A 23,019-nucleotide genomic window follows, 5' to 3' on the forward strand; every position below is an offset into this window, starting at 1 on the left:
GTTACGAAGTGTGAATGGGCACCGACAGAAGACGGGCAAAGGACTCGGTGCATCCCCAGTTTAGCGGCTGCAACTTGCGCAGATCAACCCTTCTGAAGTTTTTCCAGCGCCTTGGCGTGCAACTCTGGGTTGGCGGCGGCAAGAACCTGTCCACCTTCGTGGACCGGACCGCCCTGCCAATCAGTGACGACACCGCCCGCAGCTTCGATCACGGCAATCGGCGCTTGGATATCATACGCATTGAGACCCGCCTCGATCACAAGGTCGACTTGCCCCGCCGCGATCAGGGCATAAGCATAGCAATCCATTCCGTACCGGGTCAGCCGCACCTGCTGTTCGACAGCCTCGAACCCGCGACGCTCGGCCTCCGTACCGATCTCCGGGAAGGTGGTGAACAGAATGGCATCTTCCAAATTCTGCGTCGCCCGGGTCCTGAGCGCGTGTTCGCCAGTCGGTCCGTTGACCGTCGCCAACCCGAAGCCACCCACAAACCGCTCCTGCACATACGGCTGGTCGACAATACCAAAGATCGGCCCCGTTTCATCGGACAGCGCAATCAACACGCCCCAAGTCGGCGTGCCGCTGATGAAGCCGCGCGTGCCGTCGATCGGATCCAGAACCCATGTCAGGCCACTGGTCCCCGCCTTGTTGCCAAATTCTTCCCCAAGGATCGCATCCTGCGGCCGCACTTCGGCAAGGATGTCGCGCATCGCCTGCTCTGCGGCCCGGTCCGCAACCGTCACCGGGTCGAACCCAGCATCCAGCTTGTTCTCCGCCGTCAGGCCCGCGGCCCGAAAATGAGGCAGAATCGCAATTCGGGCGGCGTCTGCCATCGCATGCGCCACCCGAATGATTTCACTAGTGTCTGACCGGTTCACTTGATTTTCCTTCGCCCTTGCCAACACTCTCTGCGCTAGCCCAGGGCGGAAGAAAACTCAAGCTACGTCGCTTAAAACCCGCGCAAGCTCGAACAGGCGGCGGCGCTGGTTCTCTGGGATCGCATAGTAGGAGCGGATCAGGTCGAGCGCTTCCTTGTCCCCCATCAGGTCGGCTGGCACTTTCTTGGCCAGTTCGCCCTCTTCCGCATCCAGCCCCTCGAAGAAGAAGCTTACCGGAACGTCGAGAGCATCCGCGATGTCCCAAAGCCGTGACGCGCTGACGCGGTTTGCGCCGGTCTCGTATTTTTGAATCTGTTGGAACTTGATGCCGACCTGCTCGGCCAGCTGCTGCTGCGTCATCCCGGTCAACCACCGGCGCTGACGAATGCGTTTCCCAACATGCACATCTACTGGGTGCGTCATCACACACGACTCCTTTATAACTTTCATACGGCTTTCACCGCATCACGCGTCGGTTCCCATCTCCCTCAACGTGAGACCATCTTGACGTCGCCGCGCATCCCTACAGCGATGCGTCACTTTAACATCTTTGACCACGCAATCAAGAATATTGATACAAGCAAGCGGTTAACGAAAAGGCATCACATTCAATCATTGCTTGTTTCAAGCTCGTGACGCGGTGTCGCGTTTCGGCGCAAATCGGTTTGGCGTTTTGACACGGGTTCGCAAGGCTGTGTAATCAAACAGCATCAGACAGAGGAACATATCACAATGCGCGCATATCAGGTCACGTCCCACGAATCGCCCCCAAGCATCGCAGACATTCCCCGCCCCGAGCCTGCCAAGGGTCAGATCCGCATCCGGATCCGCGCCTGCGCGTTGAATTTTGGCGATCTCCTCATGATCAAGGGCACCTATCAGGACACGCCAGAACTGCCCTTCGTGCTTGGCATGGAAGTTTCGGGCGAGGTAGACGCCCTGGGTCCGGATACCGAAGGCCCGGCCATTGGTACTCGCGTTGTGGTGTTCGGTGGCGGTGGCGGGCTGGCCGAGTACGGTTGCTACAATGCGAACCAGGCGGTGCCGCTGCCCGACAGCATGAGCTTTGAACACGCAGCCGCCTTCCCGGTCGCCTACGGCACCAGCCACGTGGCGCTGGATTACCGTGCCCGCCTGCAACCCGGAGAAAACCTGCTGGTACTGGGTGCCGCAGGGGGGGTGGGCCTGACCGCTGTCGAGATCGGCAAGCTGATGGGCGCAAACGTGATCGCCTGCGCCCGCGGGGCCGACAAGCTGGAAGTGGCGCGCAAAATGGGGGCCGATCACCTGATCGACGCCAAAACCGACGATATCCGCACCGCGGTCAAGGCGCTCGGCGGGGCCGACGTTGTCTATGACCCGGTGGGCGGCGAGCAGTTCAAGGCCGCTTTCCGCGCCTGCCGCCCCGAAGCACGCCTGCTGCCCATCGGCTTCGCCTCGGGGGACGTGCCGCAAATCCCGGCCAACCACCTTCTGGTCAAGAACCTCACCGTGATGGGTCTATACTGGGGCGGCTACATGGCCTTCAAACCGTCGGTCATCACCGACAGCATGACCACCCTGTTCCGCTGGTATTCCGAAGGCAAGATCACGCCGCACATCAGCCACTCCCTGCCGCTTGATCAGGCGGCAGAAGCCTACGAACTTTTACGCAGCCGCAAATCAACCGGCAAAGTGGTTGTCACCATCGACTGATTCCGGAGCGGGGTGGGGCTCAGCGCACTACCCCGAGGCGTACCGGGTGCTCCTGGCGGGTCGAGATCGGGCGGAACCCCTTACGGACCAAACCGGCGAGATGGGTGATCGCGTCGCCCTTCGCCGCGTCGCCCCCATACATGTTGATATACTGCTCACCCAGGTCAGGCAGCGCGCCGCCGTGGTCGATCACCTCGAGTTGCTGCGGCTCGGTCCCCTCGATCATGGCCCCAATCCCCAGATCGGCCGCAATCGTGGCCTCCACCGTCCGGTCGGACTCGGTTTCCAGCGCCGATTCCCATTCGATCCCGGCCTTGTCCAACGATCCAATTGCCCGCGCGCGGAAAACGCATTGCCGCCCCGAAGCATACTGGATCGGCCGCCGCCGCCAGCTCGCACCCCCCGGCGCCCCGATCCAAACCAGCGGCAGTTGGCATAGCCCTTCTGCGCTTTCCGGCTTTTCCGCTTCGGTGGTCAGGATCAGGTCCATCTCGCCCTTTTCATACTGCTGCTTGAGCGCACGTGTGAAGGACGACACCAGATGCACCTTCACACGTGGAAAGGCCGCATTGAACTGTTGCAACACCCGGGGAATAACCGGGTAAACGATGTCATGGGGAACTCCGCGCGAAATTTCCCCCTCGAAGGTATCGTCGGTCAATCGCCGCATGATCTCGTCATTGAGCGTCACCATGCGCCGCGCGTAGCCCAGCATCTGCTCACCCGCCGGAGTCAGGGCAATTCCCCGTCCGGAACGGTCAAGCAACGCCACACCGATCAGTTCCTCCAACCGCTTCAACTGCATCGACACCGCCGATTGGGTCAGATGCAGGAACCCTGCGGCCCGTGTCACACCGCCAAGATCGGCGACCGCCACGAAGCTGCGAAGGGTCGTTACGTCGAGATTTCGCATTTCATCAACATCCTTGATGCATCACGTCACAACTATTCGTTTTTAAAATAGACCACACTCCTCCATATACATCAAGCAATTTGATGAAACATGGAAGACTCATCGCAGATCAGGAAAGGAACACGCCATGACCCTTCTCAGCACAATCGGCCGTTCGTTCGGCATTTCGTTTGATACCAGCGCCATCACCAAAGCTGCCGCCGTTATGCGCCAGCGTCGTGCGCTGAACCGGCTTGATGCTGCTGCGCTGAAGGATCTGGGCCTGACCCGTGCGGATGTGGAAGCAGAACTTAAGCGCCCGGTCTGGGATGTCCCGACCAACTGGCGCGGCTAAACCAGCCCCGCGGCTTTTCAACAATCTATTTCGCGTTTCTCCGGCGTGTAATCCTTGAAAAGCCCCATCATCTCACCGATATTCATCTGTGACGGCTGCCCGAGGGATCGGGCGGCCCAAAAGTTCAATATCGGAGGCTTGAATGGCTGAATTTGACACAATCCGGAGCGGCGTAGGCGCGCGCGCGGCCCAGATTGATGAAGGGCTGCGCGCCCACATGAACAAAGTCTACGGCACGATGTCCGTGGGCATGCTCATTACTTTCGCGGTTGCCTGGGCCGTGGGCACGTCGCCCGCCCTGCTCGGCATGTTCCGCGATCCCATGACCCTGCAACCCAACATCCTGGGTTGGATCGTCATGTTTGCGCCGCTGATTATGGTCTTTGCATTCGGCGCGGCCATCAACCGACTGTCGGCGGCTGGCGCGCAACTGTTCTTCTACGCCTTTGCGGCGGTCATGGGCCTGTCCCTGTCGTGGATCTTCGTGGCCTTCACCGGCTTCTCGATCGCGCAGGTCTTCCTTGTGACCTCGATCGCTTTCGCGGGTCTGTCCCTCTGGGGCTACACGACCAAGAAAGACATCTCGGGCTGGGGCAGCTTCCTGATCATGGGTGTGATCGGGATCCTCGTGGCGTCGATCATCAACATCTTCCTCGGCTCGCCCGCGATCCATTTCGCGATCACGATCCTCGGCGTGCTGATCTTTGCCGGCCTCACCGCCTATGACACGCAGAACATCAAGAACACCTACCTGCAGCACGCCCATCATGGCGACAGCGAATGGTTGGGCAAAGCCGCGATCATGGGGGCCCTGAACCTCTATCTCGACTTCATCAACATGTTCATGTTCCTGCTGCAACTGCTCGGCAATCGCGAGTAACGCGCAGACGTCTCAACCAAGACAAAGGCCGGTCCTTCGGGACCGGCCTTTTCTTTTTGCAAAGACGCATTTCAATCCGCGCCGTCTTCTTCAGGCGGGTCCTCGCGGACGATCTCGATCCTGACCTTGCTGACAAACGCGGCCAGCGCGCCCACGATGGCCAGCACTGGCGCGGCCAAAACAACCGCACCCCCGGCAATGGCCCCCACGGTCAGCGGAATATCAACCGCGATATCGCCGTCCGGTTCATAAATACGGATTCGGCTCGCCTTACCCTCTGCCGCAATCCGCTTGACCTCTTCGACCAGCTTTTCCCCGGCCACTTCGATCTCTTCGATCCAATCGGGTTTCTTGTCGTCTGACATGCCAATGCGCTCCTTTCTACAAATACCACGCCTATTCAACCGCATCCGGTGTAACGGCGCCATAACACTCATCAACATCTTGCAGGTCTTCCAGGTCTCGCACCATCTGGACCGCGGGAAAATATACCCCCGGTGCTAGGGTAAGCTCGATTTCGCCGACAGGGCGAAACCCCATGGCCGCATAGAACGGACGTGCGGTCAGCGTACTCATGCAATGCATCCGCGTCATGCCCATCGCCCGCGCCGAAGCCAGCGTATGCGCGATCAACGCCGCTGCCACACCGCGACGCAACCAATCCGGGTCGGTTGCCACGTGCCGCACATGCCCCTGTCCCGGACCGTAAATGCCACGCGCCGGGCTGAGATCGGTCCAGCCGCCCGCGCCAACGATCACCCCGCTTTCGGGACAACGCGCCACGAAATAGGTACCACAGGCCAGAAGGGCAGGCTGCGCCGTGGTGATCAGAGGCAGCGCGTCGCGCAAGAGACGGGCGTCATAGTCATCGGGCAACAGCTGCGGGTAGGACCGGCGCAGCAACGCAGTCACATCGGACCTGTCGGAAATCGAGGCGGAGTGAATACTAAAATATTGGGACATGGTGGCATCCTGAAAATCTTTTCTTGGAGTTCAGGGCGCGACCGGGGTCTTCAAATGCAAAAAGCCGCGCCTTGGTTGGCGCGGCTTTTGCATGTGTCGGAAGGGGGGATCTTACTTGATCTTGCCTTCTTTGTACTCGACATGCTTGCGCACCACCGGGTCGTACTTACGTACGACCATCTTTTCAGTCATGGTGCGCGCATTTTTCTTGGTCACGTAGAAATGGCCCGTGCCCGCGGTCGAGTTCAGACGGATCTTGATGGTCGTCGGCTTCGCCATTTGTCTTCTCCTGCGCCGAGGCAGACAGACCGCCCCGTGAAATTCTCATGAAGCCTGCCTTTTACTGATGCCCGCCCCCGAGTCAATGGCCCCGACCAAAGATTTTTCGCGACCCCGCGTATTTACGCAAATTCGACACGATCCCCACGAAATCAAGCCATGTCCGGCGCATTGGAGCCATACCTTGCCGCTGCGGCCGACTTGCCTGCCCGGCACCCTTGTGGGCAAATACTGCAATTTTCGCCGTTGTCGGGAATCGTCATGCTCTGGTTCACGCTTGCCACCACCACGCCCGCCGCCCTTTTGCTGGCCGCCGGGATGTTGGGCGGTGTCTGGCCGCTGCTGGCGCTGATCTACCTGACCGCCTTCACCCTTGCCGTCGACCTCCTGGTCCAGGGGGCTGCCGCACGGCGCAAAAGCAATGGCGAGTTCCCTGTGGGCGAAGGGCTGGCCGTGTTTCTGGGCCTCGCGCACTTCCCGCTTCTCCTGATTGCCGTCTACGCCATCTCGGGCGCAGGCGGGTTCGGATGGGCCGAGCGGCTTGCCTGTTTCCTCGGCTTTGGCATCTTCTTCGGGCAAGTCAGCAACCCCAATGCGCATGAGCTGATCCACAAACAGGCCCGCTGGCCGCGGCGGCTGGGCATGCTGATCTATACCAGCCTGCTCTTTGGCCATCACACGTCGGCTCATACCCGCGTGCACCATGTCTGGGTCGCCACCCCGCATGACCCCAACAGCCCACGCCGGGGCGAGAGCTTTTACCGATTCTGGCCGCGCGCGTGGGTCGGTTCCTTTGTCGAAGGTCTTAGGGCAGAAAACGCCCTGCGCGCCCGCGCCACCCGCCGCGCGCAGCCCTGGACCCACCCCTATATCGTCTATGTCGGCGGCGCTCTCGCGGCCTGCGGCATTGCCGGGGTGCTCTTCGGCCCTGCGGGTCTCGCCGCGCTGATCACTGTGACAGGATATGCCCAGATGCAGCTTCTGGTGTCGGACTACGTGCAACACTATGGCCTGACCCGCGCCGTCAGTGACTCGGGCAAGCCGGAACCAGTCTCTTCCGCCCATAGCTGGAATGCACCGCATTTCTTTTCTTCGGCCTTGATGCTGAATGCCCCGCGCCATTCGGATCACCACATGCACCCGCTGCGCAGCTACCCATCGCTGCGCCTTGATGCCGACACAATGCCCACCCTGCCCCGCTCCCTTCCGGCCATGGGCGCGCTGGCGCTCTGGCCGCCCCTCTGGCGGCGCGTGATGGATCCGCGAGTGGCGGCTTTGCGCGCGCCCCGGGATTGAGACTGGATCGCGCGGACGGGTTTTGGCAGCATGGATCCATGAAACGCGTGCTCCTCCTCTTCAGCCTCCTCGCCGCGCCGCTCTGGGCGCAATCGCCCATGACGGCCGCCGAATTCGAAGCCTATGCCGAGGGAAAGACCCTCTTCTTTGCGGCCGATGGTCAGCGCTATGGTGTCGAAGAATACCTGCCCGACCGCCGGGTCCGCTGGTCCTTTCTCGATGGACAATGCAAGGAAGGGTATTGGTACGAGGACAATCAACAAATCTGCTTTGTCTACGAAGAAAGCGATGGCCCGCAATGTTGGAGTTTCTTCCTTGGCAGTCGCGGCCTTACAGCAACGTTCGAAAACCGTCCCGGCGGACGCACGCTTTACGAGATCGAATCCACCGGAGAAGAGATGCTTTGTCTTGGCCCGGAAGTGGGGGTCTGACAGGTAGGAGGGGCGCTGCCCCATCGCGGCATGGCCGCGATTCCCCGGAGTATTTTCGGCAACATGAAGAAGCGGGTCAGAAAAGGCTGCCCTGTTCGGGTGTATCCTTGGGTTTGGCTGGCTTTTTTGGCGCAGCCGTGGCCGGGCCGCCCGGCGTGAACTTGCCATCCGCGAATTCGATTTCCAGCACCTGCGCCTTCTTGGCCGCTTTGGCCGTTTTCACCAGCGCCCCGTCCCCGCGTACCACGGCGTAACCACGCTCCAGCGTCGCGTGATAGCCCAGTGTCTGGCGCATGCGCTCAAGTCCCGCCAGCTTGTCCTGCTGCAATCTGATCCGGCGCAAATAGGCGTCCTCCAGCCGCCTGTGCAGGTCGTCGATCCTGTCCTTGCGGCGATCTATTTCACGCTCCAACGCATCTGTGCGCAACCGGTCGGAACGGCGATAGAGCGCCTCGCGTTTGCCCTCGATTATGCGCCGCAGCGTGCTGGCGCGCAGCGAACCGCTGGTCTGCGAAAGCGTGACCTTGCGTTGCTGCACCCCGGCGACCAGCGCACGGGGGAGACGATCTGACGCCTCGTCCAGCCGCTGGCGCGGCGTCTGCAACAGGGCCTCGGCCCGTGGCAAGGCGCGCGCGACATCGCGCAGGCGCTGTCCGCGCTGACCGACAGCATTGCCCATCGCCCGCGTCAGCCGCGCGCCCTGTTCATCCACCCACGCCAGCAGGTCCAGCCGCACAGGCACCGCAAGCTCCGCCGCCGCCGTCGGGGTGGGCGCCCGCCGATCCGACACGAAATCTATCAACGTGGTATCTGTCTCGTGCCCGACCGCCGAAATCAGCGGAATCTCGGAAGCCGCCGCCGCACGGGCCACGATTTCCTCGTTGAACCCCCAAAGATCCTCGATCGATCCACCGCCCCGGGCCACGATCAGGAGGTCCGGGCGCGGCATCGCTCCGCCCGGCGTCAAACGGTTGAACCCCTCGATCGCACGCGTCACCTGCGGCGCGCATTGTTCGCCCTGCACGGCCACGGGCCAGATCAGAACCTTGCGCGGAAACCGGTCGCGCAGCCGATGCAGGATATCGCGGATCACCGCACCGCTCGGCGACGTGACCACGCCAATGATCTCGGGCAGATAGGGCAAGGGCCGCTTGCGCTCCTCGGCAAACAGCCCCTCGGCCGCCAGAGCCTTTTTGCGCTTTTCCAGCATCGCCATCAGCGCGCCTTCGCCTGCGACGGTCACGTCATCAACATTGATCTGGTACTTCGACTGGCTGCCAAAGGTGGTCAGCTTGCCCGTGACCACCACCTCCATACCCTCTTCGGGCATCATCGACAGGCGGCTCACCTGACCTTTCCAACTCACCGCGGCAATGACCGAACGGTCATCCTTGACGTCAAAGTAGAGATGCCCCGAGCGCGCCAGCATCACCCGCCCCACTTCGCCGCGCACCCGCACGCGCCCAAAGGCGCCCTCGATGGTGCGTTTCAAGGCGCCGGAAATCTCGGACACCGAGAATTCCGGGGCGTTTTCGCCTTCGATGGGGGAATCGATGAGGTCGGACATTTGGCCTCGCTTGTCACTCTGCGTCCCACAGCTTAGAACGCGCACAACCGAAGGCCAAGCAGAAGGGCACCCCCCATGAACATTCTCATTCTCGGCAGCGGCGGACGGGAACATGCGCTGGCATGGGCCGTCCTGCAAAACCCCAAATGCGACAAGCTGATCGTTGCGCCGGGCAATGCCGGGATCGCCCAGATCGCCGACTGCGCCGGGATCGACATCATGGATGGCGGCGCGGTGGTAAATTTCGCCGAAGAAAACGCCATCGACTTTGTCATCGTCGGCCCCGAGGCACCGCTTGCCGTCGGTGTGGCCGATCGCCTGCGCGAGGCGGGAATCCTCGTCTTTGGCCCTTCCGCGGCCGCCGCGAAACTCGAGGCCTCCAAAAGCTTTACCAAGGAAATCTGCGACGCGGCCAACGCTCCCACCGCCGCCTATGGCCACTTTACCGACGCCGACGCCGCCAAGGCCTATATCCGCGAACAGGGCGCGCCCATCGTGGTCAAAGCCGACGGGCTGGCCGCCGGTAAGGGCGTGATCGTGGCCATGGATGAACAAACCGCGCTGGACGCCATCGACGACATGTTCGGCGGCGCCTTTGGCGGCGCGGGCGCCGAGGTGGTGATCGAAGAGTTCATGGAGGGCGAAGAAGCCTCCTTCTTCATCCTCTGCGACGGCAAGACCGCGCTGCCCATCGGCACGGCGCAGGATCACAAGCGCGTTGGCGAAGGCGACACCGGTCTCAACACCGGCGGCATGGGCGCCTATTCCCCGGCCCCCGTTCTCACCGACGAGGTGGCAAAAAAGGCGCTTGATCAGATCATTCAGCCCACGATCGACGAAATGGCACGGCGCGGCACGCCTTATCAGGGCGTGCTCTATGCCGGTTTCATGATCAAGGACGGCCAGCCACGCCTTGTGGAATACAACGTCCGGTTTGGCGACCCGGAATGCCAGGTTCTGATGATGCGCCTTGGGGCACAGGCGATGGACCTGATGCATGCCGCCGCCGAAGAACGTCTTGACGGCGTCGAGGTCAACTGGGCCGACGATCACGCCATCACCGTGGTCATGGCCGCCAACGGCTATCCCGGCAGTTACGAAAAAGGCTCGGTGATCAAGGGGCTTGATGCCCTGCCCGAGGACAGCATGAACATGGTATTCCACGCCGGCACCACCGCCAGGGACGGCGCCATCACCGCCTCGGGCGGTCGTGTGCTCAACGTGACGGCGCGCGGTGACAGCCTGCAAGAGGCCCGCGACCGCGCCTATGCCATGGTTGACGCCATCGACTGGCCCGGCGGGTTCTTCCGCCGCGATATCGGCTGGCGGGCGCTCTGACATGGTCGAGTTCCGCTTCCGCCCGGCGCCCGTTCGCTCCGAACGGGTGTTCCGGCTGGACGCGGATCGCCTCACCTGCCTCAAGGACGACCGTGCCGAATGGTCCCTGCAGCTGGCCAATATCACCGACGCGGCCTTTGCCTCCTACAAGGCCCATGGCCGCAAGATTTGGCGGCTTGACCTGATGAGCGGCGATGAAACGCACCACATCAACGCCAACCTGCCAAGCCGCGACGCCTATCTCACCGACGATTTCGCCGCCTTTCACGGGCTGGTCAGCGCGCTTGGCGAAGCCCTGCCGGACCAACAGATCCTGTTTGGCGAACATGGCCGCGCGCGCAAGGCGATCTTTGCCGTCGGCCTTCTGTCGGCCCTCGCCGGGGCAGGGCTTTTCACCGCCGCCCTGCTCAGCGGCGTTTCCTCCAGCCGCCTGACCGAGGCCGCCGTCCCGCTTCTGGGCCTGACCCTATTTGGCGGCCTTCTGATCCGCGCCTATAACCCGTGGAAACGCCCGCCACGCATCGCGCTCACCCTGCTCCCGCCAATCCTGACCTACATGGCTGGGGGCAAGGTCGAAGAAACCCCCTGAGCAAAGCGTTTGCCAGTCCCCCATACGCACAGTAACCTGCCCTTCAGGGGAGAAAATACGGGAGCCGGACCCATGTCCGACACACCATCCGTTGCGGATGCCTATCAAAGCGGTGAGTTCACCGATCTGGCCTTTCATTTCGTGCCGGTCGGCATCGTTGTGACCGAAAACCGCGTGATCCGCGACTGCAACCAGACCTTTGCCAATATGTTCGGCTACGAACGCGCCGCCCTGCGCGATCAGACCTTTGCCATCCTCTATCCCAGCCAGGAAGAATTCGCCAATATCCGGAACCGCGGCGTCGACTGCCTACGCGAAGGCGGCATCTACTGGGACGAACGCGTGATGATGCGCAATGGGGGCGAGATGTTCTGGTGCCGGGTGCGCGGCCACACGTTTACCCCCGAAGACCCTCTCATGCGCGCGGTCTGGAGCTTTGCCGACCTTTCCGACACCCGCCCCTATCAGCAACTCACCCGCCGCGAGCGCGAAGTATTTTCCCTGATGAGCGAAGGCATGACCTCCAAGGAAATCGCCAAGGTTCTGGAAATGTCCAACCGCACCGTCGAGGTCCACCGCGCCAAGCTCCTGAAGAAATTCGGGGCCACCAACACCGCCGCCCTGTTCCAGTCCCTCGGCGCGATCAGCGGCGATCACGTGATCAACGCCGGGCACCAGTTCTCGGCCCGCTGATCCCCCAAGCCAGGGAGACCCCACCATGACAAGACTATTCGGGGCGGTTCTGACTCTGATCGGTTTCCTGACCGCACTTTCGGCACAGGCCGCAAATTTCGAAATCCGCGCCACCAACCCATATGGCGATCCCCGGTTTCAGCTTCTCGACCTGAACCAGACCTATTCCGAGGCGATCGGCTTCATTCAGGGCCTCGGCCCCTCCAAACCCACGCTGGAAGGGGTACAAGAGGATTGGGACTGGGTGTTTCGGGGCAATGCAATCCGCTCGGACGGCGCGCACAGCTATGAAACCCTGCTCATTCCTGCCGCCGTCGGAAGCCTGCAGGCCGGGCGCGTGATCCACCTTTCAGGACAGATCGAAAAAGGCGATGCCGAGGTTTTGCAAAGGCTGATCAAGGCAGGCGGGTTCAGCAACTGCCGCGCCCCCGGCTATTGCCCCTTTGCGAACGTGATTTCTCTCGACTCACCGGGCGGCAACTTCGCCGAGGCGCTGCGGCTGGCCGAAATCATACGGTCAGAAAACTTCGTCACCGTCGTCGGCCCCAACGCCACCTGCGAAAGCGCCTGCACGCTGATGTTTCTTGGCGGCTACACCAGCTACGAGGGCCGCTTCTTTCCCCGCCGCTTTGCCCATGTCACCTCCCGCGTCGGCGTGCACCAGCCCGCGATCACCCTGCCCCGCCGTGACTATTCTGCGGGTGAAGTCGACCAGATCCTCACCATTCTGTCCCGCTCGACCAATGCCGTGACCAAGTTCTTCCTCGGGTCCGGCGTGTCCATCGGGTTGATGGACCGCATGTTCGCCACCGCCCCCGAGGACATGTACACGCTCACCCCGCTCGATCTCGCCGGGGAACATGTTTTCCTTTTTGACTGGGCCGCCGCCCCGAACCAGCCCCTGCCGGGCCGACTAACCGCTACCCGCGCCGCCGCTTTGGCTTATTGCGGGCAAAGCTTCCGCTCGACCTACAAGGTCGACAGCATGGACCTCGTGCATAACCTTCAGGTCGACGCGCTGTCCTTCATTACCTTCGAAACCGGGCGCAACTTTGCCTGCATGGGCCACAAGAGCAACGCCGGGACATGGCAGGTCGAGATTTGCGACAGCAATCGCTGCGTATTCGAGACCTATGGCCAGGTCGAGATGATGCCCAAGGACCCCGCGCTCAAATATTATAACCAGATGCTGGAAATCGCAGTCGGCATCGACAACGCAGAGCTCGGCATCGCCATCCGCGACTATGCCCATCGCGGCGCGCTGCTCGCCTATGTCCGCGAGTTCTACAAGGATGAAAGCTACCTGTTCCGCGATGTGCCGCTGACCCCGGACCAGATCGGCATGCCTCTGGCCTATTGCGGCGTTCTGGATGATGCCAATCCGGAACTGGTGCGCATGGTTCAGGGCAAGCTCAACGATCTCGGCATCAATGTGGGCCGCCCTGACGGCGCCCCCGGCCCCAACACCCGCGAAGGCATTCAGACCGCACAAAACCGGCTGACCGGTGACACCACGGCACAGGGGCGCATAACACCGGCCCTGCTGCAGGCCATGGGCATCCCGTCAGAGGCACAGGCCCGGTTCCGCTTCTGCGATCCGGCTTACGATCATTAAAGGCCTATTTGCAGGCCACCGCGTCGGACAGGCTCTTCGACCCTTTGAACGGACCTGCATCGCGGCTGGCGACCTTGCCGCCGCGATACGTCGTCACCATCACGCGCGCCCAGTCGCCGCTGGCCGTCACGATCTCGGGTCCCGTGCCGCAGTCGCGGATACCGCCCGAGATAAAATCTTCACCGATCTTGTGATTGGTCAGCCCCGGCTTGTCGGCCAAGTGCACCAGCTTGCCGCCGTCAAACCGCCAGATGCGCAGTGTCTTGGCCAGATGCGGGCGGTCGATATAGGCCAGCTCGACCTTGCCGTCCCCATCCAGGTCCGCCGCCCCTAAAGGCGCAAGCCAGCGGTTGGTGCGCCCAATATGCGGGGTCTGGGCGATTTTGCCGGATTCATCATAAACAGCCAATGCCGCGCCCAGGCGAACATCGCTTTCGACCACGACCACTTCCGGACGACCATCATTGTCCAGATCCACAAGGCGCGGCTCCAAGTCCTCGAACACCCGCGTGTCCGGCAAGGTAATTCTGATGGTCTTGGCCTTCAGCAGCGCACAGGCCGGACAGGTATCCACCTTGAGGACCAGTGCACCCCACTCCACAGCATCCCCAAGCACGCCATGGGCATAGCGGGTGGTCGGCGCGTCATAGCGCACCGACAGAATTTCGCGATCGCTTCCCGCCAGCGCAACGGCAGGAACTGCCAGCGCCAGTATCAGAACGGCGAGCGCGCGCCGCATCAGATCTGCTTTTCGGGCATCTGCACGACCAGCCCGTCCAGCGCATCCGTCACCTTGATCTGACAGGTCAGGCGCGAGCGGGCCGGATCGGGTTCGTAGGCAAAGTCCAGCATGTCCTCTTCCATGTCATCCTTGGCGGGCAGTTTGTCCGCCCAATCAGGATGCACGTAAACATGGCAGGTCGAACAGGCACAGGCGCCGCCACAATCGGCCTCGATGCCCGGAATATTGTTGTCGCGCGCGCCTTCCATCACGGTCAGACCGTTGGCCACTTCGACCGTGTGCTCGGTTCCGTTATGCTCGACATAGGTGATCTTTGCCATGCCCTCGGGCTCCCCTTCTTATTTGACGTCCGCCTGTACCTAGTCATGCACGCCCCGCGCTGCCAGTCCCTTTTGCGACATCGCGGGAACAACCTTGCGACAAAATCCAAATGTTCTATATTTGTTCCTATGCTGACCATTTCCCCCTCCCGCGCCCCTTATGACAACTGGCCCCGCCCCCCCTCGGCGTTGACCGCCGACCGCCTTGTCGAGCCGCCCAACGGTGCCCGCATCACCGTGGCCGGGCTGGTGATTCTGCGCCAACGTCCGGGCACCGCCAAGGGCGTAATCTTCCTCACCCTCGAGGACGAAACCGGGGTGGTGAACATCATTGTCTGGCGCAAGCGCTATGAACAGTTCCGCCGCGCGGTGATCGCCGGGCGGATGCTGCGCGTCACCGGGCAGCTTCAGCGTGAAAACAACGTCACCCATGTGATTGCCGAACGGATCGAGGATATCTCGCCCATGCTCGACAGACTTCTGAGCGGGAACACACCCTGACCCTTTTGAGATGCGCAAAAACCGGCTAGAAGGGAGCGCAGCAAATCAAGAGGCCCGAGCATGCCCCCCCGATCCGCCCTTCTTCCGGCCATCGCGCTGGCGGTTCTCGCCGCCTGCCAGGAGCAGATTGCGGACGTACCCTATATCGCTGCGCTGGCCGAACCCGAGATTGTCCGCGCAGAAGACGCAGGCGCCCCGCCCAATGCGCGCCCCGGAAGCTGCTGGGGTCGCGACGTGACCCCGGCCGTGGTGGAAACCGTCACCGAACAGATCATCGTGCAACCCGCCGAAGTGCTGGACGACGGCACCGTGCTCAGCCCGGCCATTTTCCGCACGGAAACCCAGCAACGTATCGTCAAGGAACGCCGCGAAACCTGGTTCGAAACCCCCTGCCCCGAGGTCTGGACCGAGGAATTCACCGCCTCCTTGCAACGCGCCCTGCAGGCGCGTGGCCTGTTCTACGGCCCCATCACCGGTCAGCCCGACGCCCGTACCCGTGCCGCCATCCGCCGCTATCAGAAAGCGGGTGGGCTCGACAGCGCGGCCCTCTCGCAGGAAAGTGCCCGGCGGCTGGGCTTGGTGGCGGTTCCGCGCGAGGAATAAGTCCCTACAAAGAAAAAAGCCCCGACCAGAGGCCGGGGCTTTTTTGATCTCGCGTCATGCGTGCGACGTTACTCTTCCAGGCTCAGTGCCACGAAACGCGGCTCTCCCCCACGACGCACCAGAAGCAACAAAGACTTGCGCCCTGCCTCCTTGGCCTCGGCAATCCGGTCTTCCAGATCCGAGATCGTCAGCAGCTTCTGCTGGCTCGCCTCGGTCAGGACATCCCCGGCGCGCAGGCCCTTTTCATAGGCTTTCGACGCCTCATCCACGGCTCCGACAACAAGCCCGGTGGTGCCATCATCAATGCCTAGTTCGCTGCGCAGCGCATCGGTCAGCGGCGCCACGGTCAGGCCGAGGATTTCTTTCTCCTGCGGCTCGCCCTGCGGCACGGGCTGACTCGCCGGCACAGCTTCGGCCTCTTCACGACGGCCCAAAGTCACCTTGAGCGTCTGGGTCTTGCCATCCCGAAGGACAACCACGCGCACGGTCGTGCCCACATCGGTGTTGCCCACCTGCTTGACCAGCCCACGCACGTCTTCCACGTCCGCGCCATCAAAACTCAGGATCACGTCACCCGCTTCCATGCCAGCTTCTTTCGCCGGCCCTTCCGGCACATCCGTGACCATGGCGCCCGATGCGGTTTCCAGGCCCTCGATCGCTTCGACCATGTCTTCGCTCACATTCTGAATGCGCACACCCAGCCAACCGCGACGGGTCTCCCCAAACTCCTGGAGCTGGGCGACCACTTTCTTGACAACGTTCGACGCCATCGAGAAACCGATCCCGATCGACCCGCCGTTGGGCGACAGGATCGCGGTGTTCACACCGACAACCTCGCCGTCCATGTTGAACAATGGCCCACCCGAGTTGCCCCGGTTGATCGCGGCGTCGGTCTGGATGTAGTCGTCATAGCTGCCCGACAGCGCCCGGTTGCGGGCCGACACGATCCCGGCCGAAACCGAGAATCCCTGCCCCAGCGGGTTGCCCATGGCAATGACCCAGTCACCAACACGTGCCGTGTCGCTGTCGCCGAAGGAAACAAACGGCAGCGGCTTGTCGGATTCGACCTTGAGCAGGGCAATATCAGTGTTCTTGTCGGTGCCAATCACTTTCGCGGGCAATTCCTCGCCCGAGTAGAATTCGATCAGGATTTCATCCGCGCCCTCGATCACGTGGTTGTTTGTCACCACATATCCGTCTTCCGAAATCACGAAACCGGACCCAAGCGCCGAAGTGCGGCGCGGGCGGTCACCATCGCCCTGGCGGTCCTGGAATTCGCGGAAAAAGTCCTCGAAGGGCGAGCCTTCGGGCACGATGCCCTGCGGCCCGGTGCGCCCGGCCACCACGGTCGATGTGGTGATATTGACCACGGCCGGGCTGAACTTCTCCGCCAGATCGGCAAAGCTCTCGGGCCGCGCCTGTGCCGTGAGTGCCTGTGCCAGCACCAGCATGCCGGTCAGAAACGCCAGCCACAAAAGCCGCATCTGGGCCCAAGTGTGGCGGTCCACTGCAATCGCCTGAGATTTCACGTCAGGTTCCCCCTATTCTGTTTTGGTCCTATGAACCGGCCCCGCCGGTTCGTCAGGCTGAAAAATGTGTTCTTACCGTTGCAAGTACAACAGCACACCTATCGCTTTGTCACAAATCCGCGTGAGTGACTCGTGAATTTTTCGGTAAGATTACGCCCATAACGCAGATTCCTGCAAAGAAATGCGCGCCGGATCGCTCACGCGCCCAGCGTCTTGGCCACCCAGACAAAGACCACCCCCAACGCCAGCGCCACCAAACCCAGTGTACGCCGCTGGCCCTCCGGCAGGCTGCGCAGCGCGGCAAGCAGGTCTTCAACAAGCGAAGGGGCCAGTACATAGACCAGCCCCTCCACAATCAATACAAGGCCAATGGCCAAAAGCGCAGTGCCGATCATTCGCGGCCCTTGTCGCTCTTCAGGTAGTTGAAGAACTCGCTGTCGGGCGACATCACCATCGACGAGTTGTCCCCGCCCAAAGCCGCGCGATACGCATTCAGCGAACGGTAGAATTCAAAGAATTCCGGGTCCGCGCCAAAAGCATCGGCGAAAATGGCGTTGCGCCGGGCATCTGCTTCACCTCGGATGATCTCGCTTTGACGGTTTGCATCCGACACAAGCTCGACCACGGTACGGTCGGCCTGTGCACGCACCCGCTGTGCGGCTTCTTCACCACGCGCGATCTCGTCCGCGGCTTCCCGTTCCCGCTCTGCACGCATCCGTGCAAACGTCGCTTCAAGGTTGGCCTGCGGCAGGTCGGTGCGTTTCAGACGCACGTCGATCACCTCAAGGCCAAGGCCCCGCGCCTCGGTGATGGCCGCATCCCGGATGCGGTTCATCAGCGACACACGATCCGACGACAGCACCGAATCGGAACGAACCGAACCCAACACCTCACGTGTCTGCGAGCGCAGAATGTTGTCCAGACGCCGTTCAGCCAGCTCGATACCACCGGTACCAACCGCCTGACGGAACTGTTTCACATCCGCGATCCGATAACGGGCAAAGGCGTCCACGACCAGACGTCGATCGTCCAGCGGCGTGACTTCCAGCGGGCCCACTTCACGGCTCAGAATACGGTCGTCATATTTGACCACGTCCTGAATAAGCGGGATCTTGAACGCGATGCCCGGATCTTCCTTGACGGTCACAACCCGGCCAAACTGCAGGACAAGCGCCTTTTCGCGTTCATCCACGATGAAGACCGACGACAGCGCCGCAGCGGCGACGATCACCAGTACGGGCAAAAGATAAGTGGCTTTCCGCATATCAGTTACCCCCCTTGCGCAGCTCATTCAGCGGCAGATAAGGCACCACGCCCTGATCCGACGCATTCTGATCAATGATCACCTTGTCGATACCACCCAACACTTCTTCCATGGTCTCGAGATACAGACGCTTGCGCGTCACCTCCGGCGCCTTCTTGTATTCCTCAAGCACGGCCGAGAAACGGCTCGCTTCACCTTCGGCTTCGTTCACGACCCGTGCACGATACCCTTCGGCTTCTTCCAGAACCTGAGCGGCTTCACCCCGCGCCCCGGCGAGAACCCGGTTGGCATAGGCATCGGCCTGTTTCTGCAAGCGGTCACGCTCCTGGCTGGCCGACTGCACTTCGCGGAAGGCGTCTTTTACCGGCTCGGGCGGATCGGCACCGTCAAAGTTGATCCGAACGATGTTCACGCCAGAGTTATAGGTGTCCAGCGTTTCCTGAATCAGCTCTTGCAGACGGTCGGCAATAATTCCCCGGTCCCGGTTGAGGATCGGTGCCAGTTCCGACTGCGCGATAATCTCGCGCATCGCCGATTCCGCCACCGCGCGGATCGTGGTTTCCGGGTCGCGCAGGTTGAAAAGGTACTGCGCCGGGTCCGAGATGTTCCACACCACCTGGAAATCAATATCCACGATGTTTTCGTCGCCGGTAAGCATCAGCCCGTCTGTCGAGCGCGAACTTGACGGAATATCTTCGGTCTGTTCGTTCGTAACCGGGACAACCTCGGCCGTCACAAGCGGCCAGGGCGCAAAGTTCAGACCGGGATTGCCGGTCGCGTAATACTCACCAAGGAACAGCTCAACCGACTGTTCTTCCGGTTTCACGGAATAGAAACTGGCCAGCGCCCAGAATACGCCTGCCACCACGATCCCGATGCCTACAGTGCCACGAGTCAGCTTGGGGCCACCGCCCCCCGTCGGGCCATTGCCCCCCGAGCGACCACCGCCGCCACCGCGCCCGCCCATGAGCACACGCAGCTGGTCCTGACCCTTTTTCATCAGATCATCAATGTCCGGGATCTGCGGACCGTCGCCGCCACCCTCAGGCGGGCGTCGCCCGTCCCCGTTGTTGCCGCGATTTCCGCCGCCCTGATTGCCGCCCCCTCCCCAGGGGCCGCCGCTATTACCTGCCATAAAGGTTCATCCCTTTCCTACATCCGTCTTCGGCGCTGCTCTTAACCTGAGGTCTGCGCCACAAATTTCAACCCGATTTACGCGGAGCGTACCGGCGTTTTCATCGTCACGATCTCTTCCGACATGGTCGGGTGCACCGCAACCGTCCGGTCAAAATCTTCTTTGGTCGCACCCATTTTTACGGCGATCCCAGCAAGCTGGATCATCTCGCCCGCCCCCGGGGCCACGATATGACAGCCCAGAACCTTGCGTGTCGCCTTGCTCACGATCAGCTTCATAAGCACCCGCTCGGCCCGCCCGGCAAAGCTTTGCTGCATCGGCTTGAAGCTGGTGGCGTAAACCTCAATCGGCTCCTGCTCAGCGGCTTCCTCTTCCGAAAGCCCCACCGTGCCCATTTCCGGCTGGGTGAAAATCGCCGTCGGGATCAACTCGTGATCGACCGGCGTCGGGTTGCCCTTGAACACGGTTTCCACGAACGCCATGCCCTCGCGGATCGCCACCGGGGTAAGGTTCACCCGGTCGGTGACATCACCCACGGCATAGACTGACGGCACCGCCGTCTGGCTGTATTCATCGACAACCACTTCGCCCTTGCGCCCGATCTGAACGCCAATCTCCTCAAGCCCCATGCCTTCGGTGTTGGGCGCGCGGCCCGTGGCGAACATCACCTGGTCAAACAGGCGCTCGGTGCCATTCGTCGCCTTCACCCGGATCTTGTCGCCATCCTTCTCCATGGAAAGGATATTGGTGCCAAGATGCACGTCGATCCCGCGCTGGCACATCTCTTCACAGATCAACCCGCGCGCCTCGTCATCAAAGCCGCGCAGGATCTGCGCCCCGCGGTAATATTGCGTGGTTTTTACACCCAGCCCGTGCATGATACCGGCAAACTCACAGGCGATATAGCCCCCGCCGATGATCAGCATGTCCTCGGGAAGCTTTTCCAAATGGAAAATGTCGTTCGAGGTGATCCCCAGTTCGACCCCCGGCATGTCCGGCATCACCGGACGCCCGCCCATCGCCAAAAGGATATGCTTGGCGCTTTTCTGCGTCCCGTCCGCCAGTTCAACCGTATGCGCATCCACCAGCTTGGCGCGCTGGTCAAAGGTCTCGACCCCGCTATTGGCCAAAAGCTTGCGATAGACGCCCTCCAGCCGGTCCAGTTCGGCATGCAGCTTGCCCTTGAAATTGTCCCAGCTGAACGGCCCCGGCTTGATGTCCCAGCCATAGGCGGCGGCATCTTCCACCATGCCGGAATACTCGCTGGCAAACACCATCAGCTTTTTGGGCACACAGCCCCGGATCACGCAGGTGCCTCCGTAACGGTCTTCCTCGGCCAGCGCTACCTTGACACCTTCGGCGGCCGCAACACGCGCAGCCCTTACACCACCGGAACCACCGCCGATGACAAACAGATCATAATCAAAAGACATGTATCGTTGTTTTCCCTAGTCCACGAGATCCGTGAAAAGATTATCGGTCTCGGCGAAGTCGAGCATCGCCTGTTCGATCGTTCCGGCGTTGATGTCGCGCACTTCGACGCGCCCATCCCCAAAACCGACAACAACCGCGTCACAGATATCTATGAACAGCCCGTTTTCAACCACGCCCGGCATCTGGTTGAGTACCATCGCCAGCTGGCGGGCATCCCCGATCCGCTTCAGATGCAGATCAAGGATGTGGTTGCCTTCATCCGTCATGAACGGCGCCGCGCCATTCATCCGCAAAGTCGTGCTGCGCCCCAGCACGTCCATGCTCACCAGCGTTTCCTCGATCAACGCCTGTGTGGTCTGCCATCCGAACGGCACCACCTCGACCGGCAAGGGGAACGCACCCAGCGTTTCCACTTCCTTGCCGACATCGGCAATCACGATCATCTGGTCGCTTGCCGTCGCCACGATCTTTTCCTGCAACAGCGCGCCGCCGCCGCCCTTGATCAGGTTCAGGTTTCCGTCGAACTCATCCGCGCCGTCGATCGTCACGTCAAGCCACTTGGCCGCATCAAGGCTCACCACCTCGATCCCCACATCCTGCGCCAGCTGCGCAGTGCGGGTCGATGTCGGTACGCCCTTGATACGCAACCCCTGTTCCCGGACCATCTCGCCCAGGCATCGCACCATCCACGCGGCGGTCGATCCCGTGCCCAGCCCGACGCGCATACCATCCTCGACATAATCCGTGGCCCGCTTTGCGGCGACGAATTTGGCCTTGTCGATGGGCGACAATTCTCCGGTCATGGCGCGACTCCCTGATTTGTTTTGTAAAGGTTATAGAAAAGAAGCGCCGCAGGTGCGAGCGCCAATTCAGCCTACCGCACGCCAGTCTGTACGGGCGCCGTCATGCCCGCCTCTGCATTGTGCCCACAACCCGGCGCATCAGGTCGACCAACTGATCAGCCTCGGCCGCACTCAAACCTGACAAGGCCGCGTTGTTCTGCGCCTGTGCCGCCGCCTTCGCGTCCCCTTCCAGAGCGCGCGCCTTGTCCGTCAGTCGCACGATCCGCGCGCGCTTGTCCGTGGGGCTGGGCTGACGTGTAATCAGCCCGTCCCGCTCCATCCGCGCAAGCGTATTGGCCATGGTTGCCTGTTCGACATCCAGCCGTTCAACGAGATCCCGCTGTGTCAGCCCGTCGCCATCCCACAACACGAGAAGCACCATGAACTGTGCCGGTGCCAGCCCTAGCGGCTGGATGCGCCGGGCAAGCCCGGCGGCAAACAATCGCGCCATGTGATTGGCCAGAAATCCAGCCGAGTTTCCCGTTTCAAAAGTCATTGTCACAAAAAACACTTGCATAGCACGCTATTCAACCCTATTTCACATAGCATGCTATGTTAATTGAAGATTCGCCATGAAACTTAAACTCCACGCCTTCTCGGGCGCGCTTGCCTTGCTGACGATTTCGACGTTCTGGACCAGCACGGTGGTCTCTGAAGTCTCTGGAAACAAAGACATGATCATTTGGGTAAAGACTGCGGTTCTCTACGGCATGTTCGTGCTGATTCCGGCCATGGCGACCGCAGGTGCCACCGGCGCGATGCTCGGCAAGGGCTGGCGCCTACCCCAGGTGGCAGCCAAGCAACGCCGCATGAAGATCATCGCTGCAAATGGCCTTCTGATCCTCCTGCCCAGCGCGGTCTTTCTCGCTCTGCGGGCCCAGTCCCACCAGTTCGACACGGCCTTCTACCTCGTTCAAGGCGTGGAACTTTTGGCCGGCGCAACCAACATCACCCTTTTGATCCGCAACATGAAGGATGGGCTCGCACTGCGCGGGAGGCGTCTGAAACGGACCGCCGCCTGAACCGCCCTGCTCGAATGCGCGCAGCCCGCAAAGGGCTGCGCCTTGGTTAACAGGATCATCGCGCGCGGTGTTTACCATGGCTGTCATGGCACGCCGTACCGACGCTATACCGACGTGATACCGACGTGAGACCGACCGCGATTTTCTCCTCTGTCG

Annotated in this window: 28 protein-coding genes; 12 read left to right on the forward strand and 16 right to left on the reverse strand. The window is 61.6% G+C overall.

Annotation, left to right across the window (positions count from 1 at the left end; genetic code table 11):
• Positions 1-83 precede the first annotated feature (83 nt).
• Entirely contained in the window at positions 84-878 is a 795-nt protein-coding gene (gene hisN, locus BMZ35_RS02820; RefSeq protein WP_093090678.1) for a histidinol-phosphatase, read from the reverse strand.
• A 57-nt stretch (positions 879-935) separates the two neighbouring features.
• Positions 936-1,301, reverse strand: a complete 366-nt coding sequence (locus BMZ35_RS02825) for a helix-turn-helix domain-containing protein (protein WP_093090680.1) — start codon at positions 1,299-1,301, stop codon at positions 936-938.
• 309 nt (positions 1,302-1,610) lie between these two features.
• On the opposite strand from BMZ35_RS02825, the gene BMZ35_RS02830 reads away from it, so the two are divergent.
• Positions 1,611-2,573 carry an NADPH:quinone oxidoreductase family protein gene (locus BMZ35_RS02830; protein ID WP_093090682.1) on the forward strand — a complete coding sequence of 321 codons (963 nt, stop codon included), beginning with the start codon at positions 1,611-1,613 and terminating at the stop codon, positions 2,571-2,573.
• 19 nt (positions 2,574-2,592) lie between these two features.
• Here BMZ35_RS02830 and BMZ35_RS02835 read toward each other — a convergent pair whose 3' ends face one another.
• Positions 2,593-3,486 (reverse strand): LysR family transcriptional regulator, encoded by an 894-nt coding sequence (locus BMZ35_RS02835; RefSeq protein WP_093090684.1) that lies wholly within the window; start codon positions 3,484-3,486, stop codon positions 2,593-2,595.
• Positions 3,487-3,613: 127 nt separating this feature from the next.
• On the opposite strand from BMZ35_RS02835, the gene BMZ35_RS02840 reads away from it, so the two are divergent.
• Together BMZ35_RS02840 and BMZ35_RS02845 are read left to right on the forward strand one after the other, a co-directional pair.
• A complete protein-coding gene (locus tag BMZ35_RS02840; protein ID WP_093090686.1) occupies positions 3,614-3,820 on the forward strand; it encodes a DUF1127 domain-containing protein in 207 nt (68 codons plus the stop codon).
• Positions 3,821-3,962: 142 nt separating this feature from the next.
• On the forward strand, positions 3,963-4,700 hold the full coding sequence (locus tag BMZ35_RS02845; RefSeq protein WP_093090688.1) for a Bax inhibitor-1/YccA family protein: 738 nt from the start codon (positions 3,963-3,965) through the stop codon (positions 4,698-4,700).
• A gap of 71 nt (positions 4,701-4,771) precedes the next feature.
• On the opposite strand, the gene BMZ35_RS02850 is transcribed toward BMZ35_RS02845, so the two are convergent.
• The 3 genes from BMZ35_RS02850 to rpmG form a co-directional block, all read right to left on the reverse strand.
• Positions 4,772-5,065 carry a DUF4342 domain-containing protein gene (locus tag BMZ35_RS02850; RefSeq protein WP_093090690.1) on the reverse strand — a complete coding sequence of 98 codons (294 nt, stop codon included), beginning with the start codon at positions 5,063-5,065 and terminating at the stop codon, positions 4,772-4,774.
• 31 nt (positions 5,066-5,096) lie between these two features.
• Positions 5,097-5,663, reverse strand: a complete 567-nt coding sequence (locus BMZ35_RS02855; RefSeq protein ID WP_093090692.1) for a GNAT family N-acetyltransferase — start codon at positions 5,661-5,663, stop codon at positions 5,097-5,099.
• Positions 5,664-5,774: 111 nt separating this feature from the next.
• Positions 5,775-5,942, reverse strand: coding sequence for a 50S ribosomal protein L33 (rpmG, locus tag BMZ35_RS02860; protein WP_007814563.1), 168 nt, complete (start codon positions 5,940-5,942; stop codon positions 5,775-5,777).
• Positions 5,943-6,203: 261 nt separating this feature from the next.
• Here rpmG and BMZ35_RS02865 point away from each other — a divergent pair, with 261 nt between their 5' ends.
• Positions 6,204-7,238: an alkane 1-monooxygenase gene (locus tag BMZ35_RS02865; RefSeq protein ID WP_093090694.1), complete on the forward strand. Its 1,035-nt coding sequence runs from the start codon at positions 6,204-6,206 to the stop codon at positions 7,236-7,238.
• A 38-nt stretch (positions 7,239-7,276) separates the two neighbouring features.
• On the forward strand, positions 7,277-7,669 hold the full coding sequence (locus tag BMZ35_RS02870; protein ID WP_093090696.1) for a hypothetical protein: 393 nt from the start codon (positions 7,277-7,279) through the stop codon (positions 7,667-7,669).
• Between the two features lie 76 nt (positions 7,670-7,745).
• Here BMZ35_RS02870 and xseA read toward each other — a convergent pair whose 3' ends face one another.
• The gene (gene xseA / locus BMZ35_RS02875; protein ID WP_093090698.1) at positions 7,746-9,236 is read right to left on the reverse strand and encodes an exodeoxyribonuclease VII large subunit; all 1,491 of its coding nucleotides are present in this window, start codon (positions 9,234-9,236) and stop codon (positions 7,746-7,748) included.
• 75 nt (positions 9,237-9,311) lie between these two features.
• Between xseA and purD the strand changes: the two genes are divergently transcribed.
• From purD to BMZ35_RS02895, 4 genes are all read left to right on the forward strand, one after another.
• Entirely contained in the window at positions 9,312-10,574 is a 1,263-nt protein-coding gene (gene purD / locus BMZ35_RS02880) for a phosphoribosylamine--glycine ligase (protein WP_093090700.1), read from the forward strand.
• A gap of 1 nt (position 10,575) precedes the next feature.
• The gene (locus tag BMZ35_RS02885) at positions 10,576-11,163 is read left to right on the forward strand and encodes a hypothetical protein (protein ID WP_093090702.1); all 588 of its coding nucleotides are present in this window, start codon (positions 10,576-10,578) and stop codon (positions 11,161-11,163) included.
• A gap of 72 nt (positions 11,164-11,235) precedes the next feature.
• Entirely contained in the window at positions 11,236-11,856 is a 621-nt protein-coding gene (locus tag BMZ35_RS02890; protein WP_093090704.1) for a LuxR C-terminal-related transcriptional regulator, read from the forward strand.
• Between the two features lie 25 nt (positions 11,857-11,881).
• A complete protein-coding gene (locus BMZ35_RS02895) occupies positions 11,882-13,471 on the forward strand; it encodes a peptidoglycan-binding protein (RefSeq protein WP_093090706.1) in 1,590 nt (529 codons plus the stop codon).
• A gap of 4 nt (positions 13,472-13,475) precedes the next feature.
• On the opposite strand, the gene BMZ35_RS02900 is transcribed toward BMZ35_RS02895, so the two are convergent.
• Together BMZ35_RS02900 and BMZ35_RS02905 are read right to left on the reverse strand one after the other, a co-directional pair.
• Entirely contained in the window at positions 13,476-14,210 is a 735-nt protein-coding gene (locus BMZ35_RS02900; RefSeq protein ID WP_093090708.1) for an FG-GAP repeat domain-containing protein, read from the reverse strand.
• On the reverse strand, positions 14,210-14,533 hold the full coding sequence (locus tag BMZ35_RS02905; RefSeq protein WP_093090710.1) for a 2Fe-2S iron-sulfur cluster-binding protein: 324 nt from the start codon (positions 14,531-14,533) through the stop codon (positions 14,210-14,212). Before BMZ35_RS02905 ends, BMZ35_RS02900 begins: the two co-directional genes overlap by 1 nt.
• 129 nt (positions 14,534-14,662) lie before the next feature.
• On the opposite strand from BMZ35_RS02905, the gene BMZ35_RS02910 reads away from it, so the two are divergent.
• A complete protein-coding gene (locus tag BMZ35_RS02910) occupies positions 14,663-15,034 on the forward strand; it encodes an OB-fold nucleic acid binding domain-containing protein (RefSeq protein ID WP_093090712.1) in 372 nt (123 codons plus the stop codon).
• A gap of 60 nt (positions 15,035-15,094) precedes the next feature.
• Entirely contained in the window at positions 15,095-15,637 is a 543-nt protein-coding gene (locus tag BMZ35_RS02915) for a peptidoglycan-binding domain-containing protein (protein ID WP_093090714.1), read from the forward strand.
• 68 nt (positions 15,638-15,705) lie between these two features.
• Here BMZ35_RS02915 and BMZ35_RS02920 read toward each other — a convergent pair whose 3' ends face one another.
• The 7 genes from BMZ35_RS02920 to BMZ35_RS02950 form a co-directional block, all read right to left on the reverse strand.
• The gene (locus BMZ35_RS02920; protein WP_093092506.1) at positions 15,706-17,121 is read right to left on the reverse strand and encodes a DegQ family serine endoprotease; all 1,416 of its coding nucleotides are present in this window, start codon (positions 17,119-17,121) and stop codon (positions 15,706-15,708) included.
• Positions 17,122-17,363: 242 nt separating this feature from the next.
• Positions 17,364-17,561: a DUF2065 domain-containing protein gene (locus BMZ35_RS02925; protein ID WP_207502878.1), complete on the reverse strand. Its 198-nt coding sequence runs from the start codon at positions 17,559-17,561 to the stop codon at positions 17,364-17,366.
• A complete protein-coding gene (gene hflC, locus BMZ35_RS02930) occupies positions 17,558-18,430 on the reverse strand; it encodes a protease modulator HflC (RefSeq protein WP_093090716.1) in 873 nt (290 codons plus the stop codon). Before hflC ends, BMZ35_RS02925 begins: the two co-directional genes overlap by 4 nt.
• Before the next feature lies 1 nt (position 18,431).
• The gene (hflK, locus tag BMZ35_RS02935) at positions 18,432-19,565 is read right to left on the reverse strand and encodes an FtsH protease activity modulator HflK (protein WP_093090718.1); all 1,134 of its coding nucleotides are present in this window, start codon (positions 19,563-19,565) and stop codon (positions 18,432-18,434) included.
• A 77-nt stretch (positions 19,566-19,642) separates the two neighbouring features.
• Entirely contained in the window at positions 19,643-20,998 is a 1,356-nt protein-coding gene (gene gor, locus BMZ35_RS02940; RefSeq protein WP_093090720.1) for a glutathione-disulfide reductase, read from the reverse strand.
• 15 nt (positions 20,999-21,013) lie between these two features.
• Positions 21,014-21,802, reverse strand: coding sequence for a ribose-5-phosphate isomerase RpiA (rpiA, locus tag BMZ35_RS02945; protein WP_093090722.1), 789 nt, complete (start codon positions 21,800-21,802; stop codon positions 21,014-21,016).
• Positions 21,803-21,902: 100 nt separating this feature from the next.
• Positions 21,903-22,337, reverse strand: coding sequence for a MarR family winged helix-turn-helix transcriptional regulator (locus BMZ35_RS02950; RefSeq protein WP_093092510.1), 435 nt, complete (start codon positions 22,335-22,337; stop codon positions 21,903-21,905).
• Between the two features lie 76 nt (positions 22,338-22,413).
• Between BMZ35_RS02950 and BMZ35_RS02955 the strand changes: the two genes are divergently transcribed.
• The gene (locus tag BMZ35_RS02955; protein ID WP_093090724.1) at positions 22,414-22,863 is read left to right on the forward strand and encodes a hypothetical protein; all 450 of its coding nucleotides are present in this window, start codon (positions 22,414-22,416) and stop codon (positions 22,861-22,863) included.
• Positions 22,864-23,019: the final 156 nt, after the last annotated feature.

The organism is Shimia aestuarii, assembly GCF_900114635.1.
Taxonomy (GTDB): Bacteria; Pseudomonadota; Alphaproteobacteria; order Rhodobacterales; family Rhodobacteraceae; genus Shimia; species Shimia aestuarii.

Bases quoted from the DNA above. Each gene is read 5' to 3' on its own strand.
- BMZ35_RS02825 (WP_093090680.1), bottom strand. From the start codon at position 1,301: ATGACGCACCCAGTAGATGTGCATGTTGGGAAACGCATTCGTCAGCGC.
- BMZ35_RS02830 (WP_093090682.1), top strand. From the start codon at position 1,611: ATGCGCGCATATCAGGTCACGTCCCACGAATCGCCCCCAAGCATCGCA.
- BMZ35_RS02835 (WP_093090684.1), bottom strand. From the start codon at position 3,486: ATGCGAAATCTCGACGTAACGACCCTTCGCAGCTTCGTGGCGGTCGCC.
- BMZ35_RS02840 (WP_093090686.1), top strand. From the start codon at position 3,614: ATGACCCTTCTCAGCACAATCGGCCGTTCGTTCGGCATTTCGTTTGAT.
- BMZ35_RS02845 (WP_093090688.1), top strand. From the start codon at position 3,963: ATGGCTGAATTTGACACAATCCGGAGCGGCGTAGGCGCGCGCGCGGCC.
- BMZ35_RS02850 (WP_093090690.1), bottom strand. From the start codon at position 5,065: ATGTCAGACGACAAGAAACCCGATTGGATCGAAGAGATCGAAGTGGCC.
- BMZ35_RS02855 (WP_093090692.1), bottom strand. From the start codon at position 5,663: ATGTCCCAATATTTTAGTATTCACTCCGCCTCGATTTCCGACAGGTCC.
- rpmG (WP_007814563.1), bottom strand. From the start codon at position 5,942: ATGGCGAAGCCGACGACCATCAAGATCCGTCTGAACTCGACCGCGGGC.
- BMZ35_RS02865 (WP_093090694.1), top strand. From the start codon at position 6,204: ATGCTCTGGTTCACGCTTGCCACCACCACGCCCGCCGCCCTTTTGCTG.
- BMZ35_RS02870 (WP_093090696.1), top strand. From the start codon at position 7,277: ATGAAACGCGTGCTCCTCCTCTTCAGCCTCCTCGCCGCGCCGCTCTGG.
- xseA (WP_093090698.1), bottom strand. From the start codon at position 9,236: ATGTCCGACCTCATCGATTCCCCCATCGAAGGCGAAAACGCCCCGGAA.
- purD (WP_093090700.1), top strand. From the start codon at position 9,312: ATGAACATTCTCATTCTCGGCAGCGGCGGACGGGAACATGCGCTGGCA.
- BMZ35_RS02885 (WP_093090702.1), top strand. From the start codon at position 10,576: ATGGTCGAGTTCCGCTTCCGCCCGGCGCCCGTTCGCTCCGAACGGGTG.
- BMZ35_RS02890 (WP_093090704.1), top strand. From the start codon at position 11,236: ATGTCCGACACACCATCCGTTGCGGATGCCTATCAAAGCGGTGAGTTC.
- BMZ35_RS02895 (WP_093090706.1), top strand. From the start codon at position 11,882: ATGACAAGACTATTCGGGGCGGTTCTGACTCTGATCGGTTTCCTGACC.
- BMZ35_RS02900 (WP_093090708.1), bottom strand. From the start codon at position 14,210: ATGCGGCGCGCGCTCGCCGTTCTGATACTGGCGCTGGCAGTTCCTGCC.
- BMZ35_RS02905 (WP_093090710.1), bottom strand. From the start codon at position 14,533: ATGGCAAAGATCACCTATGTCGAGCATAACGGAACCGAGCACACGGTC.
- BMZ35_RS02910 (WP_093090712.1), top strand. From the start codon at position 14,663: ATGCTGACCATTTCCCCCTCCCGCGCCCCTTATGACAACTGGCCCCGC.
- BMZ35_RS02915 (WP_093090714.1), top strand. From the start codon at position 15,095: ATGCCCCCCCGATCCGCCCTTCTTCCGGCCATCGCGCTGGCGGTTCTC.
- BMZ35_RS02920 (WP_093092506.1), bottom strand. From the start codon at position 17,121: ATGCGGCTTTTGTGGCTGGCGTTTCTGACCGGCATGCTGGTGCTGGCA.
- BMZ35_RS02925 (WP_207502878.1), bottom strand. From the start codon at position 17,561: ATGATCGGCACTGCGCTTTTGGCCATTGGCCTTGTATTGATTGTGGAG.
- hflC (WP_093090716.1), bottom strand. From the start codon at position 18,430: ATGCGGAAAGCCACTTATCTTTTGCCCGTACTGGTGATCGTCGCCGCT.
- hflK (WP_093090718.1), bottom strand. From the start codon at position 19,565: ATGGCAGGTAATAGCGGCGGCCCCTGGGGAGGGGGCGGCAATCAGGGC.
- gor (WP_093090720.1), bottom strand. From the start codon at position 20,998: ATGTCTTTTGATTATGATCTGTTTGTCATCGGCGGTGGTTCCGGTGGT.
- rpiA (WP_093090722.1), bottom strand. From the start codon at position 21,802: ATGACCGGAGAATTGTCGCCCATCGACAAGGCCAAATTCGTCGCCGCA.
- BMZ35_RS02950 (WP_093092510.1), bottom strand. From the start codon at position 22,337: ATGACTTTTGAAACGGGAAACTCGGCTGGATTTCTGGCCAATCACATG.
- BMZ35_RS02955 (WP_093090724.1), top strand. From the start codon at position 22,414: ATGAAACTTAAACTCCACGCCTTCTCGGGCGCGCTTGCCTTGCTGACG.